This is a genomic window from Pseudomonas sp. JV241A, from assembly GCF_900275665.1.
GTDB lineage: Bacteria > Pseudomonadota > Gammaproteobacteria > Pseudomonadales > Pseudomonadaceae > Aquipseudomonas > Aquipseudomonas wadenswilerensis.
In genome coordinates this window covers 44,944-59,736 of record NZ_OPYO01000019.1, presented here as the reverse complement: position 1 = coordinate 59,736, position 14,793 = coordinate 44,944, and the positions used below count along the sequence as shown (strand labels likewise).

At 64.0% G+C, this 14,793-nt stretch carries 16 protein-coding genes; 5 read left to right on the top strand and 11 right to left on the bottom strand.

Features of this window, described 5'->3' with window-relative positions:
- Positions 1–167 precede the first annotated feature (167 nt).
- Positions 168–1,496 carry a cation:proton antiporter gene (locus JV241A_RS11805; RefSeq protein ID WP_115089546.1) on the top strand — a complete coding sequence of 443 codons (1,329 nt, stop codon included), beginning with the start codon at positions 168–170 and terminating at the stop codon, positions 1,494–1,496.
- On the opposite strand, the gene JV241A_RS27440 is transcribed toward JV241A_RS11805, so the two are convergent.
- Positions 1,497–1,643 (bottom strand): hypothetical protein, encoded by a 147-nt coding sequence (locus JV241A_RS27440; RefSeq protein WP_166675683.1) that lies wholly within the window; start codon positions 1,641–1,643, stop codon positions 1,497–1,499.
- Positions 1,644–1,731: 88 nt separating this feature from the next.
- Complete coding sequence (locus JV241A_RS11800; protein WP_345789724.1) at positions 1,732–2,421, bottom strand: TraX family protein; 690 nt, start codon at positions 2,419–2,421, stop codon at positions 1,732–1,734.
- Between the two features lie 180 nt (positions 2,422–2,601).
- Here JV241A_RS11800 and JV241A_RS11795 point away from each other — a divergent pair, with 180 nt between their 5' ends.
- Positions 2,602–2,904 (top strand): hypothetical protein, encoded by a 303-nt coding sequence (locus JV241A_RS11795; protein ID WP_115089544.1) that lies wholly within the window; start codon positions 2,602–2,604, stop codon positions 2,902–2,904.
- Here JV241A_RS11795 and JV241A_RS11790 read toward each other — a convergent pair.
- A complete protein-coding gene (locus JV241A_RS11790) occupies positions 2,882–3,769 on the bottom strand; it encodes a LysR family transcriptional regulator (RefSeq protein WP_115089543.1) in 888 nt (295 codons plus the stop codon). The genes JV241A_RS11795 and JV241A_RS11790 overlap by 23 nt on opposite strands.
- A gap of 103 nt (positions 3,770–3,872) precedes the next feature.
- Here JV241A_RS11790 and JV241A_RS11785 point away from each other — a divergent pair, with 103 nt between their 5' ends.
- Positions 3,873–5,264 carry an aldehyde dehydrogenase family protein gene (locus JV241A_RS11785; RefSeq protein WP_134062644.1) on the top strand — a complete coding sequence of 464 codons (1,392 nt, stop codon included), beginning with the start codon at positions 3,873–3,875 and terminating at the stop codon, positions 5,262–5,264.
- Between the two features lie 12 nt (positions 5,265–5,276).
- Here the strand turns inward: JV241A_RS11785 and JV241A_RS11780 are convergent, their stop codons facing one another.
- The gene (locus tag JV241A_RS11780; RefSeq protein ID WP_134062642.1) at positions 5,277–6,689 is read right to left on the bottom strand and encodes a PLP-dependent aminotransferase family protein; all 1,413 of its coding nucleotides are present in this window, start codon (positions 6,687–6,689) and stop codon (positions 5,277–5,279) included.
- 87 nt (positions 6,690–6,776) lie between these two features.
- Here JV241A_RS11780 and JV241A_RS11775 point away from each other — a divergent pair, with 87 nt between their 5' ends.
- Together JV241A_RS11775 and JV241A_RS11770 are read left to right on the top strand one after the other, a co-directional pair.
- Positions 6,777–7,238 (top strand): GNAT family N-acetyltransferase, encoded by a 462-nt coding sequence (locus JV241A_RS11775; RefSeq protein ID WP_115089540.1) that lies wholly within the window; start codon positions 6,777–6,779, stop codon positions 7,236–7,238.
- Complete coding sequence (locus tag JV241A_RS11770; protein WP_115089539.1) at positions 7,231–7,854, top strand: NAD(P)H-dependent oxidoreductase; 624 nt, start codon at positions 7,231–7,233, stop codon at positions 7,852–7,854. Before JV241A_RS11775 ends, JV241A_RS11770 begins: the two co-directional genes overlap by 8 nt.
- 29 nt (positions 7,855–7,883) lie before the next feature.
- Here JV241A_RS11770 and JV241A_RS11765 read toward each other — a convergent pair whose 3' ends face one another.
- The 7 genes from JV241A_RS11765 to JV241A_RS11735 all read right to left on the bottom strand — a co-directional run bounded on the left by JV241A_RS11765 (position 7,884) and on the right by JV241A_RS11735 (position 14,705).
- Complete coding sequence (locus JV241A_RS11765) at positions 7,884–8,327, bottom strand: hypothetical protein (protein ID WP_115089538.1); 444 nt, start codon at positions 8,325–8,327, stop codon at positions 7,884–7,886.
- Between the two features lie 75 nt (positions 8,328–8,402).
- Positions 8,403–9,089 carry a hypothetical protein gene (locus JV241A_RS11760; protein ID WP_115089537.1) on the bottom strand — a complete coding sequence of 229 codons (687 nt, stop codon included), beginning with the start codon at positions 9,087–9,089 and terminating at the stop codon, positions 8,403–8,405.
- Between the two features lie 178 nt (positions 9,090–9,267).
- Positions 9,268–9,984: an aspartate/glutamate racemase family protein gene (locus tag JV241A_RS11755; RefSeq protein WP_115089536.1), complete on the bottom strand. Its 717-nt coding sequence runs from the start codon at positions 9,982–9,984 to the stop codon at positions 9,268–9,270.
- Positions 9,981–11,186: a DUF917 family protein gene (locus tag JV241A_RS11750; RefSeq protein ID WP_134062640.1), complete on the bottom strand. Its 1,206-nt coding sequence runs from the start codon at positions 11,184–11,186 to the stop codon at positions 9,981–9,983. The genes JV241A_RS11755 and JV241A_RS11750 overlap by 4 nt, the downstream gene beginning before the upstream one ends.
- Positions 11,187–11,231: 45 nt before the next feature.
- Positions 11,232–13,490, bottom strand: a complete 2,259-nt coding sequence (locus JV241A_RS11745) for a sigma 54-interacting transcriptional regulator (protein ID WP_134062638.1) — start codon at positions 13,488–13,490, stop codon at positions 11,232–11,234.
- A gap of 132 nt (positions 13,491–13,622) precedes the next feature.
- The gene (locus JV241A_RS11740; protein ID WP_115089533.1) at positions 13,623–13,940 is read right to left on the bottom strand and encodes a DUF2388 domain-containing protein; all 318 of its coding nucleotides are present in this window, start codon (positions 13,938–13,940) and stop codon (positions 13,623–13,625) included.
- Between the two features lie 69 nt (positions 13,941–14,009).
- On the bottom strand, positions 14,010–14,705 hold the full coding sequence (locus tag JV241A_RS11735) for a hypothetical protein (protein ID WP_233674412.1): 696 nt from the start codon (positions 14,703–14,705) through the stop codon (positions 14,010–14,012).
- Positions 14,706–14,793 lie beyond the last annotated feature (88 nt).

Genomic DNA, 14,793 nt, shown 5'->3' with positions numbered 1-14,793 from the left:
AGATCCCCGAAGCCTGCCTGTCGTTCAGACGTCACTGGTCGCAAGGCCGCTACCGGCTCCCACACCATATCCCTCATCTGGTCGGGAATCATCAGGCCAAAGGAACATTTCGTATGGCTGCAGCGCTCTAAGCTGTACGAAAGGGTCCGGCCATTCGAGGCGCAGCGATGAGTTTCATTCTCTGGATGGCCGTACTGGGTGTCGTGCTGCTGGCCTTGGCCCTGGCCGCGTCCTATCTGCGCTGGTTGCCGGTCACCACCTCGGCGGTGTGCCTGGTGCTGGGCATCGCCATTGGCCCCTCGGGCCTTGGGCTGCTGCAACTGGACCTGGTGGCAGCGGCGCCGTGGATGGAGCACCTGACCGAAGTCGCGCTGCTGTTTTCACTGTTCGTCAGCGGCCTCAAGTTGCGCCTGGCCCTGAGCCGACGCCTGTGGCGCGTTGCCTTTGGCCTGGCGGGCCCGGTCATGCTGTTGACCATCGCCGGCCTGTGCCTGCTGTTGCACCTGTTGCTCGACTTGCCCTGGGGTGTGGCATTGTTGATTGCGGCCATTCTGGCGCCTACCGATCCGGTGCTGGCTTCGCTGGTGCAGGTGAGCAATGCCCAGGACGTGGACGCGGTGCGCTTTGGCCTTTCCGGTGAGGCCGGGCTCAATGATGGCGTGGCCTTCCCTTTCGTGCTGCTCGGGCTACTGATGATCAGCCCGCGGGAACTGAATGCCGCCACGCTGCTGCACTGGACCCTGTACGACCTGCTCTGGGCAGTGCCCGCCGGCCTGATGCTCGGCTACGCCATGGGCCGTGGCCTTGGCCGGGTGACGCTGGCCTTGAGCATCCGCAACGAAGACAGCACGGTATCACCCAACGATTACCTGACCCTGGCCTTGATCGCCCTGGCGTACGTGGGGGCGGAGATGATCGAGGGTTACGGCTTTCTCTCGGTGTTCGCCGCGGGTCTCGGCCTGCGTCAGGCCGAAGTCAGCTCCAGCGGCAGCGCCTCGGTGCCCGCCGAGCATCGGGTGCAACCCGTAGTCGGCCACCAGCACCTGGAACCCGATCAGGCCGTGCATGGCGATACCGCGGCGCTGGACGACAGCGAAGTGGCCGCCGGCATCATGATGGGCGACATGCTGGCCTTCGGTAACCTGGTGGAACGGGTGATGGAAGTGTTTCTGGTGACCCTGCTGGGCATCGTCCTGGCGAGCCATTGGGACTGGCGAGCGGTAACCGTGGGGCTGATCCTGTTTGCCGCAATCCGGCCGCTGGCTGTGTACCTGCTACCCTGGAGGACGCTGCTCAATCGCCAGCAGCGGCTGCTGACGGGCTGGTTCGGGATTCGCGGCATCGGCAGCCTGTACTACCTGTTCTATACCTTGAACCTGGGCTTGCCGGTATCCGTTACGCGGGAGTGCACGGGGCTGGTCCTGTCGATCGTCGCGTTGAGCATTGTGGTGCATGGCCTGACGACCCAGCCGGTGCTGGCCAGGTACCCACATTAGTCACTCATCGCTGTCGCGGTCATGCTGGCGAGCGATGCTCTCCTCGCGCCGACGGCGCCGGGACACGGCAGCACCCCAGGCCAGTACCCCGACAGAAGCGACCAGCATCGCTGCCAACAACAAGTAGCCCCAGTGAATGTTCATCATGCTGCGATACCTGGGGCCCTGAGCAAGCCCTCACTGATCGATATACCTGGATCCGCGCAACATCGACCGGTGAGCCAGTACATTGAACTCAAGTATAGTCAATGCCGGCAATCAGTTTGATCAACGCCAGATGCAACGGATAGAACCCGTATCCCCAGCGGCCGACCCGCCATAGGTTCCCCTGCCATTTCAGCCGAACCACGATCAGCCCCAACGGCGCAGATATAAACGCGGTGCCCAGGGCCATGAGCGCAATCGCGTGCAGCGGATGCTCGCGAAGCCACAGGTCGGTCAGGTTCGCCGCCAGCGCCAACAGGGCGGGCAGCAGCCAGCCCAGCGACCGGTAGCGCATGGCCAGAAGAAAAGCTCCAGGCAACAACACACCCGGCACGCCGTACATCAAGCGACCGGACGCCAGCGTCGCGGCCACTGCCGTTGCCAGTGCCAACAGGCCTGCCGCGCGGGTGCGATGGTGCAGCCCCCAGGCGATCAGCAACCCCAACGCCAAAGTCGGCATGACATTAAGCGTCGGCGAAGGGCCATTGAGCCAGCGATAAGGCCACTCCGACAGCAGCGCGAAAACCACCAACCCTCGCACATACCGGACATTGCCGGCGCTAAACACTTGCCCGGGCATGCTGCGTGCAACGTTGGCGGCTATCGCCAGGCAGAACCAGGGAAACGCCAGGCGGCCAACGACAAACAGCCAGTGCTCGGCCGGCCAGACAAAGCGCAGGTGATCGGCGACCATGGTGATGATTGCCAGCCACTTGAGCAAGTCCAGGCCACTGTCGCGCGGGGCTGTTGGCTGTTCGGTCATGTCCATCCCGGTAGAACCTGTGCGGCATTTGACAATGCCACACCCGGGTGTCCATCGCCTGCAGTTTGTCGGCTGGGCTGGCAAAAGGTCGCAAACATCGATTACTGTATATGCATACAGTAACAACGAGTAACCATCATGAACGACTACGATGAAGACTTCGCCACGCCGGACTCACCGACCCTGGTGGAAATGTGGAAGCATCAGGTGGTGCTGATGACCAACGAAGCCGAGTACCTGAACACCGAATTGCTCAAGGCGCGGCAAAACATTGCCAAGCTGGTGGCGATCAATGCCCAGCTTGCGGATCAGTTGCGTGGTGTGCGCAGCGCGGACAACCTGGCGCCATCGAACCTGTGGGAGTCGGCCTTGCCGGCGATCGAGCGCACAGCGCTCGAAAATCCAGGCGCCGCACACTTCACTGCGCCTCCTCGACCTTGAGCACCTCGCCGCGTGCCTCCAGCAACTGCACAAACGTCCTCAAGCTGCGCGATACCGTACCCCGCCGCCATACCAGCCAGGTGCGCAGGTAACGAAAGCGCTGCGACAACGGCCAGACACTCACCGTGCTGCACCCGGGCATACTTTCGAGCATGCTGCGCGGCATCAGTGCCAGGCCGGCACCGGCGCTGACGCAGGCGAGCATGCCATGGTACGACTCCATTTCAATGATCTTGCCCGGCACCGCCTCGTCCTGGGCAAACCAGCTTTCGAAGTGATGCCGGTACGAGCAATTGGCGCGAAAGGCGTAAATGGTCATGCCATTGACCTCGGCGGCGCGGGTAATCGGCGCATGGTTCAGCGGTGCGATCAGCACCATCTCTTCGACAAATACCGGTACCCCCTCCAGTGCCGGGTGCAGCACCGGGCCATCGACGAACGCGGCACTCAGGCGCCCGGCCAGCACACCGTCGATCATCGCCCCCGACGGGCCGGTGGTCAGGTCCAGCTCGACCTTGGCGTAGGCCTGGTTGTAAGCCGCCAGCAGCGTCGGGATACGCACGGCGGCGGTGCTTTCCAGCGAGCCGAGGGCGAAGGCGCCTTGCGGCTCGTCACCGGCCACGGTCAGCCGCGCCTCGGCCACCAGGTCGAGAATGCGCCGGGCATAGTCGAGAAAGTTCCAGCCCGCCGGTGACAGGCGCAAGCGGCTTTTCTCGCGGATGAACAGCTCGGCACCCAGTTCCTGCTCCAGTTGCTTGATCCGCGTGGTCAGGTTCGACGGCACGCGGTGGATGTGCTGGGCCGCAGCACTGATGCTGCCCTGCTCGGCCACCGCCTTGAACATCTCCAGTTGCACCAGGTCCATCGTCATTCTCTCTGCGTGAATGTTTTGCTCAGTATTATTCAGTTTCAGGCAAAGATACAACGCAGTAGTCTGAAGCCGTTCTCCTCCCATCAGGACCGCCGTGATGACCGCGATCAACTTCCAGACCCATGCTTTGTCGATCAACCCCGCCAGCGGCGAGCAGATCGGCCATTACGCCTATGAAAGCGCTGCCGCCCTGGATGCCGCCCTGGCCCGGGCCGCCACCGGCTTTGCCGCCTGGCGCCGCACGCCGGTAGCGGCGCGTACCGACCTGCTGCTGGCCCTGGCCGGCGCCCTGCGCGACAACGCCGTGGCCATGGCGCGGATGATCACCGATGAAATGGGCAAGCCGGTCGCCCAGGCCCAGGGCGAAATCGAGAAATGCGCCCAGTTGTGCGAATGGTATGCGGCCAATGGCCCGGCCATGCTCCAGGCCGAGCCTGCCCAGGTACCTGCTGGCCAGGCGCGCATCGAATACCGCCCGCTGGGCCCGCTGCTGGCGGTGATGCCGTGGAACTTCCCGATCTGGCAGGTGCTGCGCGGTGCAGTACCGGCACTGCTGGCCGGCAACACCTATGTGCTCAAGCACGCGCCAAACGTGATGGGCAGCGCCTACCTGCTGCTCGATGCATTCAAGCGCGCCGGCTTCCCTGAAGGTGTGTTCGAGGTGATCAACGTCACTCCGGACGGCGTCTCCAAGGCCATTGCCGACCCGCGCATCGCCGCCGTGACCCTGACCGGCAGCGTACGGGCCGGCACCGCCATCGGCGCCCAGGCCGGTGCCGCGCTGAAAAAATGCGTGCTGGAACTGGGTGGCTCCGACCCGTTCATCGTGCTCAACGATGCCAACCTCGATGAAGCGGTAAAAGCCGCGGTGATCGGCCGCTACCAGAACACCGGCCAGGTCTGCGCCGCCGCCAAGCGCCTGATCGTCGAGCAAGGCGTGGTCGAAGCATTCACCCGCAAGTTCGTCGAGGCCACCCGGGCCCTGGTCATGGGCGATCCGCACGCCGCCGACACCTACATCGGCCCGATGGCCCGCTTCGACCTGCGCGAGGAGCTTGACCAGCAAGTCCAGGCGACCCTGGCCGAAGGCGCAACGCTGCTGCTCGGCGGTGGCAAGGCCGAAGGCAACGGTAACTACTACCAGCCTACCGTGCTGGCCAACGTCACCGACCAGATGACCTCGTTCAAGCAGGAACTGTTCGGCCCGGTGGCTTCGATCATCAGCGCCCGCGATCCCCGCCATGCCCTGGAACTGGCCAACGACAGCGAGTTCGGCCTGGCCTCGACCATCTACACCAGCAACGCCGCGCTGGCCGAGCAACTGGCCGATGAGCTGGACACCGGCGGCGTGTTTATCAACGGCTACTGCGCCAGCGACCCGCGCGTGACCTTCGGCGGCGTGAAGAAAAGCGGCTTTGGCCGCGAGCTCTCGCACTTCGGTGTGCGCGAGTTCTGCAATGCGCAGACCGTGTGGGTGGATCGCAACTGACATCCGCCACGGTTAAAGGTCCATCGCCAGACGTAACTGCCTGGCCAGCGCAACGGCCTGTTCGCGGCTGGCGACATTGGTAAAGCCGAGCAACAGAGCGTGCCGTTGCCCCGGCCCGCGATACCAGCCAGAAAGGGGTTCGATCGCCAGGCCAAGGTCCCGCGCCCGCCTGGCGATCGTGCAATCGTCGCCCCCGCCGCTCAGATGCGCCACCAGGTGCATGCCCGCCGCCTTGTTGTCCAGTTGCAGGTGCTCGCCCAACTCGGCCTGCAAGGCGTCGACCAGGTACCGGCGCCTGTCGGCATAGAGGCCGCGCATTTTTCTCAAATGCCGGGCAAAGTGCCCTTCTTCGATAAAGGCGCTCACCGTCGCCTGCAACAGTTGCGGGCAGTGGTTCTGCATGTCCCCCACCACGGTGGCGAAGCGCGCCACCTCGGCCTGGGGAACCACCAGATAGGCCAGACGCAGGCCTGGCGCCAGCACTTTGCTGAAGGTGGCGCAGTACAGTACCCGCCCCTGGGTGTCGAGGCTCTTCAGTGCCGGTACCGGGCGGCCGCGGTAGCGGTATTCGCTGTCGTAGTCGTCCTCTATGACCCAGCTGCCCTGGCTGCTGGCCCATTCCAGCAGGCGTTGGCGCCGGGGCAGCGAGAGCGTGGCCCCGAGGGGGCTCTGGTGATGGGGAGTGACCAGGGCGAAGCGCGCGTCCGGGGCCAGCGCCATACCGGCTTCGACATCCAGGCCGTCGCCATCCACCGGAACCGGGACCAACTGCGCCCGGGCTTGCTCAAGAAAGCGCCTGGCCTGGAAGTAGCCCGGGTCTTCGAACCAGCAGCGATCGCCATCGTGCAGCAGGCTGCGGCATATCAGGTCGAGGCAGGCTCGGTACCCGGCGCAGATGAAAATTTGTTCCGCTGTGCAGGAAATCCCCCGTGACACCCCCAGGTAAATAGCCAGGGCCTTGCGCAGTGCAAGGTGCCCCTGAGGATCTGGGTACACCAGGCCATCCAGGCCGCCCTGGCGCAAGGCGCGACCGACCAGGCGCGTCCACAGCTTGCGCGGGAATGCGTCCAGCGCTGGCAAGCCAATCTGCAAAGGCATGGGTACAAGTGTTGAAGGACCCGGAGCGGTCGGTGGCCGCTCGAGCCGCTGCACACCGACAGCAACCGGCGTTGTACTGAGCAAGGGCGCTACCACCGTACCGGCCGGCCCTCGGGCTTGCACATAGCCTTCACCGCCAAGCATCTGGTAAGCCGCCTCGACCGTCCCACGCGCGAGGTTGAGTTCCGCCGCCAGGGCCCGGACTGACGGCAGACGCTCGCCAGGCTGAAGGCGTCCGGCACTGATGGCATCGCGAAAGCGCAGGTAGAGCTGACGGTAGATCGGCGTCGCCGCCTGTGGGTCGAGTGGCGGGTAGGTGTTCGGCATGTCCTAGTCGTTTGTGCATTATTTGGATCTATAAGGTAGTCCGTTACAGCCGTAAAGTAACGCCTCAACTTGATCAGGGAGATACCCGTGGGCAAACAGGCAACCATCCGGTTTCTGCAAGACGGCGCCGAACAGCACGCCGCATTCGAGCTCATGCGCGAGCTTCGGCCGCACCTGATTGACGCCGACGCGTTTGCTCAGCAAGTCAGGCGGCAAGCGCAGCAAGGCTACAGGCTGCTTGGGGCTTTTTACGGCGAGCAGCTCATTGGGCTGGCCGGTGTGCGCCACAGCGAAAATCTGCTCTATGGGCGCTTTACCTATGTCGACGATCTGGTGGTAGCCCCCGAACTGCGTGGCCTTCGTGTGGGCGCAGCGTTGCTCGATGCGGCGCGCGCAGAAGGCCTGCGCTGCGGCCATGCGCACCTGGTGCTGGATACCGGATTACACATGCCATTGGCCCAGCGCTTCTATTATCGCGAGGGACTGCTGGGCAAAGGCATGCATTTCGTTCAGGCATTGCCAGCCACCGAGCCACAGCGCCATGGATAACGTGCTGCTGATCAATGCCAGCACGCGCGGCAGCGCCTCGATTGGCTTGCGCCTTGCCAGTGAACTGCTCGACTGCATCAGACAACGCCACGCGCAGGCCACGGTAACCCTGCGTGATCTGGCAGCAGAGCCATTGGCACCCCTGAGCGCCGGTTATGCGACTGCGCTGACCCGGCTGACGCCGGCACACGACCCGGTATTCGCCAGTTCCGAGGCACTTGTTGGCGAACTGGAGCGTTGCGACTTACTGCTGATCGCAACCCCCATGCACAATTTCACCGTACCGGCAGTGCTCAAGCTCTGGATCGATCATGTGTTGCGGATCAACCGTACCTTCATTGCCGGCCCTGACGGCAAGGTCGGCCTGCTGGTGGATCGGCCGGTTTACGTGATCGTCAGTTCAGGTGGTTTTCATCGGGGGGCACGGGCTCGCCAGCCGGATTTTCTGAGCGCCTACCTGCGTCACGTGCTCGGTACACTCGGCCTGCAGAATGTGCACTTCGTCTACCTGGAAGGCCTGGCCATCAATGAGCAAGCGGTGCTTGCTGCCACTACTCAGGCCAGGCTTCAACTTGCAGGACATCCGTTGTTCGGCGATTTGGTCACGCCTGCCTGAGCCCTGCGTGACCTGTAACCAACAGGCCTTTAGTGCTGGGTAGGACCTTCGCGCCGGCGCACCGTCATCAGCCATTGGCCGGCCTGCCAGGTGGCGCCGACAGCGACCAGCCCGGCCACCGCCCGCCAGTCGCGGAAAAACAGCCGCAGGGCGTTGATCGTCGGCGGTGCATCGCTACTGCGGATAAACAGCCGGATCCGTGATGGCCGGCTGTTCGGCTCGACCGCCGCCAGCTCGGCGACACTGGGGTTGAGCGCTTCCTGAATTATCAGGTACTGGTTCTGGCGCTGCTCCACGCGGGCTTTCACCCCTTCTTTCTTCAGGCTGTCGAGCAGCCCGCGGGCCACTTCGGCGGCCTGCTGGTCGACCGTTGCGACAAATTTCTGCAGCTCCGTTGGCTTGACGTCCGCACCGCTGCTGAAAGCCAGCGGGCCGTCCTGGGTCAGGGCTTGGGACTTCACAGCTTCATTCATGATCAGCTCCTTGCAAAAAGGGCAAACCGCACCCCGGATGTGCCGCGCACGGGCGCAGCACACCGAGGGCAAGGCTTAGGCGGACTCGAGCAGTTCGCCGGTACGTTCCTTCTGAATACCACGCAGGCGCTTGGTCACCTCGTAAGACACCGAAGACGCCTGCGAATAGGTAATGCTCAAGCGGATGTTGGCACCGTCCATCCGCGCGGTGACGGTGGCGCAGTTCAATCCGGACGGGAACACCAGTTTCAGTGGGCCGACCACCACGTTGCTGCTGATCACTTCACCGAGCACCAGTTTATTGAACAAGCCGACGTAATAGGTCGGAGTGACCTGGAACTGCGCGGTGCCGCCGCCGACGACATCGGGCTTGTACACCGAACCCTGGCCGCTCATACCAATGCCCAGGTTGGCCAACTGGTTGGAGGCGTTACGGATCTGAATCGAGTCCGGCGAGGTGGATCCGCTGCCCAGACGCAGTTGCTGCACGTTGTTTTCGAACACGCAATCCCACACCGAACCCAGGCTGGCTTCCAGGGTCTGGCTGGCCTTGTACACACCAATCCCGCCGATCTGTTTGTAGTTGGCGATGGTCACGTTGTAGTCAACCGACCATTCCACGCCACTTTCACCCATCTGCGGTACGGTGGTCTGCTTCCAGGAAACACTCGCCAGGCCGATCGAGCCTGGCAGTTCCTGATACACCCCCATGGTCCAGGTTTCGCTGGTGTTGTTATTGAAGTCCACGTAGTAATTGGGCATGACACTCTCCATTGTCGTGTTGGGTACGGGCAGTTCGTCTGCCACGCAAGGAGAGAAGAGCAGCATCTGTGCCAAGTCGCTAATGACCGTAAAATCAATGACTTGGCAAAACACAACGAAAAATGGTTGGCCGTTTTCGTCCATTGCGTCCCCGTGGCCGGGGACGCAATCGGCCACCTCAGCCCAGGCTCGCCTTGCTGTAGCACAAACGGCTCGGGCGCAAGCCCATGCGCACCAGCGACAGCAGGAAACTGAAGCCGCACTGGTTGGGGTCCAGTACCGGTACATAGCAGCCCAGGTCCTGCTCAAGCAGGCGCGACAGCCGTTCGGCGACGCCCATGAAACCGGTGCAACCCAGCAGCAGCGCCTGCGCGCCGTCCTCGCGGACTGCCGCCAGGCCAGCCTCCAGTGCCTTGACCAGGACCACATCGACATCGCTCAAACTCGCCACCGGGCAGTCGATGGCACGAATCGAGGCAAAGTTGCTGCTCTGGCCGTAGTTGGCCACATGACCACGCTGCAGGGCCAGGGTGCTCTGCAGGATGGTGATGATGGAGAACCGCTGGCAGAGCCCCAGCGCGGTGAACGCCGAGGTGGGAAAGCCGCCGATGATAGGGATGTCGATGACTTCCCTGGCCGCCTCTACCCCACACATGTCAAAGTCGCTGAGCCAGATACCGTCGTAGCCCTCCTGCTCCAGGCGCCGGGCCAGCGCTACCACTGCCGGGGTATTTTCACTGAGGTTCAAACGGTTTTCGATACAGGGGCTGCCCTGGTCGAGGTTGAACACCTGGACGCTTACGTCCGCCGGCACTACCGGGGCGATGGAGGCCATCAGGGCCGTGTTGTAGGCACTGCTGTTGACCGGCGCAAGCATGGCGATACGCAGGCTCATGAGCGGAGCTCCTGCAATTGCCCGACGCTGCGATAGGGGCCGGGGTAGCCCAGGCCGGCGAGCAATTGCTGGAAGCTCCAGAGGATCAGCCCGCCAGGTACCCGCAGCGGCGCCTCGGCCTGCCAGCCGAGCAGGCAGACAGGCCGCCCGCTGTAGGGCCCGACGAGGGCACCGTCATTGCCGACCAGGTCGCCGTTGGAGGCCACCTGCGGGCCAGGGCCGGAGCCCGGGATGAACCAGCTGATGCTGTCCGGGGCCATGGCCAGCGGTTGCGCTTGCTGTTTGTCCCACAACAGCAGCGACTCGTTCTCGTAGCACAGGCGCAGGCTGGCATCGGCGCTTTGCAGGTCGATGGTGCCGATATCAAAGCCGCCCATGGTGTTGGCCCCGGCATGGTCGATGCGCGCCGGCCCGCACAGCACCCGGGCCTGGATGCCGCAGCGGTTGGCAAGGAATGCCAGCAGTGCCTCGGTGCTGCCCAGCTCACCGGCGTGCAAGGCCCGGCCCAGGGCCAGTGCGCGGCTGAGCGTGGCGCGAATCGGCAATGCCCGGTGCAGTTGCTCAGGGCTCATGACCCACAACGCCAAGCCACCGAACTCGCCAAATGCCGGCGAAGCGACGATCGGCCGCAGCATTTGCTCGGCGATTACGCTGGCATCATCGCTGTAATCTGCAGCGTCGACGGGTGGGGTCACGTTCAACTCCACCTCAAGGCCGTTGTGGCTGACCACGAAGGCCGGCCGTGGCGGCACCTGAGCGGCGGCGAAGGTCAGCATCGGCAACGATGGCACTGCCCGTCCGGCACCGTCGGCATCGACCACCGCCAGGCCAAGCCGTGCAGCCGCCAGGCACGCCACCAGAAAACCCAGGGCACCGCTCTCTGGCGGCACCACATAAGCCAGTCTGCGACCTTCGCTGGCCAGGCGCCGGGCAAGACTCTGCAAGGCCTGGACCGGTCCAAGGGGGTAGCGGCAACCGGCGATGGCTTCGGGCGCCCCCATGTAGGCCAATACGCCAGCGTCGCCCTCCTCTACCTCTTCCACGCTGACCACGCTGACCCGGGTGGCGGGATAAAAATCACCGACCTGGAAATGCTCCAGCAAGTGCAGGGCCGAGGTGCGCGTGCCGCCCCCACCACTGCCGAAAAAACAGCCGCCATCGATCAACGCACGCATATCCTTATGTTCCAGCTCGAAAGCCATGGTCTTGCTCCTGGTGTTGTCTGTGGGTGAATTGCCGTAGAGGTGTCAGCGCCGCAGCCGTGCCAGCCAGTCACTGGCTTCCTGCGCCGGGGGGTAGCCGCAATCCGCCTCGATGCCGCGCAAGGCCCGCTCCAGCACCTGGGCGGCCTGTTCCGGGCGACCGTCGCGCTGCAACAGGCGGGTCAGCTCCAGGCCGGTGCGCAGGCGCGCCGGGACGTTGCCGAGGGTCAGGGCGGTGGACAATGTGTTGCGCAGGGCGCTTTCGGCTTCATCCTGCTCGCCGGCAGCCAGCAATCCGCGGCCCTTGAGCAGCATCAGCTCGCACAGGTAGGCGCGCTCCTGATGGTCCTGGGCAAGGTCCAGGGCGCTGTTGACCAGGGCCAGTGCTTCACGTACCCGTCCGGCCAGCAGCAACACTTCTGCGCGCTTCCAGGCCTGGAAACCGTGGAACAACTGCCCGCCGTTGCGCAGGACATGGTGGTGGTAGCCGTCGGCTATGGCGCGCTCACCCTCATCGTAGAAGCCTTCCAGCCCCTGGTGGTAACCGCGCAGGATCTGCCCGACGCCCTGATAGAACGAAAACTCGTGACATGCCGATAGCTGCTCCAGCTCCCGCGCCAGGGCGCCCAGGTCGGGTTGCAGGCCCAGCAGCGCCGCCAGCCAGGCAGCGCCCTGCAGGGCCACGGCGCGGTTGAAGGCGTTGGCATCGGTCTGCCCGGCCCGGGCGGTGAGCTGGGCCTGGGCGTGGCGGGCTTGAGCGAAGCGGCCCAACTCGAAGGCGGCCAGCCCCTCGAAGGTGATCGCCAGGCCAATGAGGTCCAGGCCCTGGGTCTGGGGCCAGTCCGGCTGGTATTCGCTGAGCAGCTCACCACGGTTCAGGCAGGCCAGGCTTTCCTCGAAATCGCCGAGCCAGAACAAGGTATTGGCCATCGCCACATGCGCCTCGATGCGCAGGGCACTGAGCCCGGCCAGTTGCGCCCGCTGCAGCATGTCCTGGGCGGTGGCCCGCGCCTTGCCCAGATCCAGGCTCATCAACTGGGTGGTCCAGACACCGAACTGCACCGACGACAGCTCGTCTGAAGTACCCTGTTCCGCAGCGAGAGCCAGGGCGCTACGGTAGCTGGCCTGGCTGGTATCGCTGAGCCAACCCTCGATGCTGCGAAAACTCACGCCCAGCAAGCGGTGCAGTTCGAACTGCAGGCGCCACAGGTCCTTGCATTCGAAGACTTCACCTGCAACCTGCAAGCCTTTCTGCAATACCGGCAAGGCGCCACGGAAGTCGGCGTCTTCGATCAGCAGGCGCCCCTGGGCAAGGTAGCGTTCTACCGCCAGGCGCTTGTCGGCCCGCAACTTCTGGCGCCGCTCGATTACCTTGCGGTTGACCCCAAGCAACTGCGCGGCCGCACTTTTGTTGCCCTTGCAACGTTGCAGCGCATGTTCCACCAGCAGGTTCTCGGTTGCTGCCAGCTTGTCACCGCCATCCAGTTGCAGCAGCGCTTCGGCGAGGTTCGCCCATTTCTGCGGCGAGTGCTGCGCCGGCTCGAGGAAAGCCTGCAGGGCGGCACAGTCGATCAGCGGGCTCTGGGCCAGGGCGCCGATACGGTCGATGAGGTTACGCAGCTCGCGGACATTGCCAGGCCAGTCCCGTTGGCACAGCAGCGCCGTCGCCCGGGCGTCGAACGTCAGCGGGCGTGGCTGCAGGCTGCAGAAGTACTGGATCAGGCCGGGAATATCTTCGCGCCGGGCGTCCAGGCCTGGCAGCTCAAGTTCGAACACGGCAAGGCGGTAGTAAAGGTCCTCGCGAAAGCGTTCTTCATGCACCAGCGTCTTGAGGTCACGGTGCGTGGCAGCGATGACCCGCCCGGCGAAGTGGCGGTTCTCGCTACTGCCCAGCGGCCGGTACTGACGGGTTTCCAGTACCCTCAGCAACTTCGGTTGCAGGGTCAGTGGCAACTCACCCACTTCGTCAAGAAACAGGGTGCCTGTACCGGCCATCTGCAAATGCCCGGCCCGCTCACCCACCGCCCCGGTAAAGGCCCCTCGAGCATGACCGAACAGCTCGGCTTCGAGCAGGTACTCCGGAATTGCCCCGCAGTTGAGGTCGATGAACGGCTTGCCAGGCGCACCAAGACGATGCAGTTGCTGGGCGATGACTTCCTTGCCGGCCCCGGTGGGGCCGCAGATCAGCACCGGACGGTCGCTTGCCGCTACCCGCTCCATCAGTGCGTGCAATGCCTGCATGGCCCGCGAAGGCCCCATTACGCCATTGCTTGCGGCGCCCTGCTCCCTGCTGGATGCCCCCATCGGAATCCTTCCTGAAGTGGTATTGGCAGGGGTAGAGGTATAGCAGAAGCGCAGTAGCAGGTGGCCATTATGCGGGGGATTTAGACGTGCGGCGACCGTCAGGCCTATCGCGATCGACCGCAGCGGTCGCCGTTACTGCCCGGCGCCAAACTCATCCTGGAGCAAAATCGCCCGGGCCAACTCTTCATCGCTGGCGTTGAGGTCCGGATTCTGCGCGCGGATGCTCTGCAGCATCGACTCCAGGTAAACCCCACGGATTGCACCGCCGCTGGCGATGAACGACGAGGCATCGTCCCGCGCCGGAATGATCCGTTTGTCATCCTTGAAGGTCGAGTACAGCGACGCGGATACCCCGGCCGAGGTGGCGACATCACCGGCGTCGACTTTGGCCAGGGCCGAGCCGAAGGGCAGACAGAACACAAGCGAGGAAACGAGCAGTAAACGGCGCATGATGATGCCTCCGGATAAAGAGTGCCTACATCAACTAGGATTGCCGTAAGTCACCCTGAGTTCCCTGCCCTACTGCACCGGCAGGAAATTCATCAGCAACAGGCTCTGCGCATAATTGAGGCCAATGCGCCGGTAGCGCTCGTCGAGCATCTGCGCCAGCAGGTCCAGGCGCGCGACGATCTTGCCGAACTCCACGGCAAAGCTCAGGTTGCTGCCCTCCTCCGATATCTCGTTGGAAAACAACAGCAGCACGCCATTGGCGTCCTGGCGCTGGCTGAGCAGCCAGGTGGCCTTTTCGATGTTGCGCGCGGCGTTGCTGACGAACTGCGGGTCGATGGTATCGGTCATGAAGAATTCGCTGCGCCCGCCATGGGCGGTGACCAGCATGCTGCCGATGGCATAAATGAAGGCGCCGACCCGGTCGCCGCGAAACTCCGGGCTCAGGGCATAGCTGAGCGCTGCCAGGTCGCGGCGCTCGCCCAGTTGCGGCAAGGGTTGGCGTTGCTCGATGGCCTGGCGGATCTGCCGCTCGGCGGTGGTGGCGTCGACATAGCCGGACAGGCGCCACTGGTTGGGGTTGCGCAGGTACAACTTGTTCATCAGCAGGTACAGGCTGCGCAGGTTGTCGCGCATCGACAGCGTGGCCATGCGGTCGACGCTGGTCTGGAACAGTTCCTGGGGGCGGCCTTCGCTGAACTGGCTGGCGATGTCGCGGCCCTGTTGCTGGGTGCAGGCGCTGAGGCTGGCAAGCAAGGCGCCCGCCATCAATGGCAGGCGCACGTTTCGCAGTAAACGGACGAGGAACGGATCAACCATCGGCACCGGGTCGGAAATCTCTGGCGGTGCTGGGGAT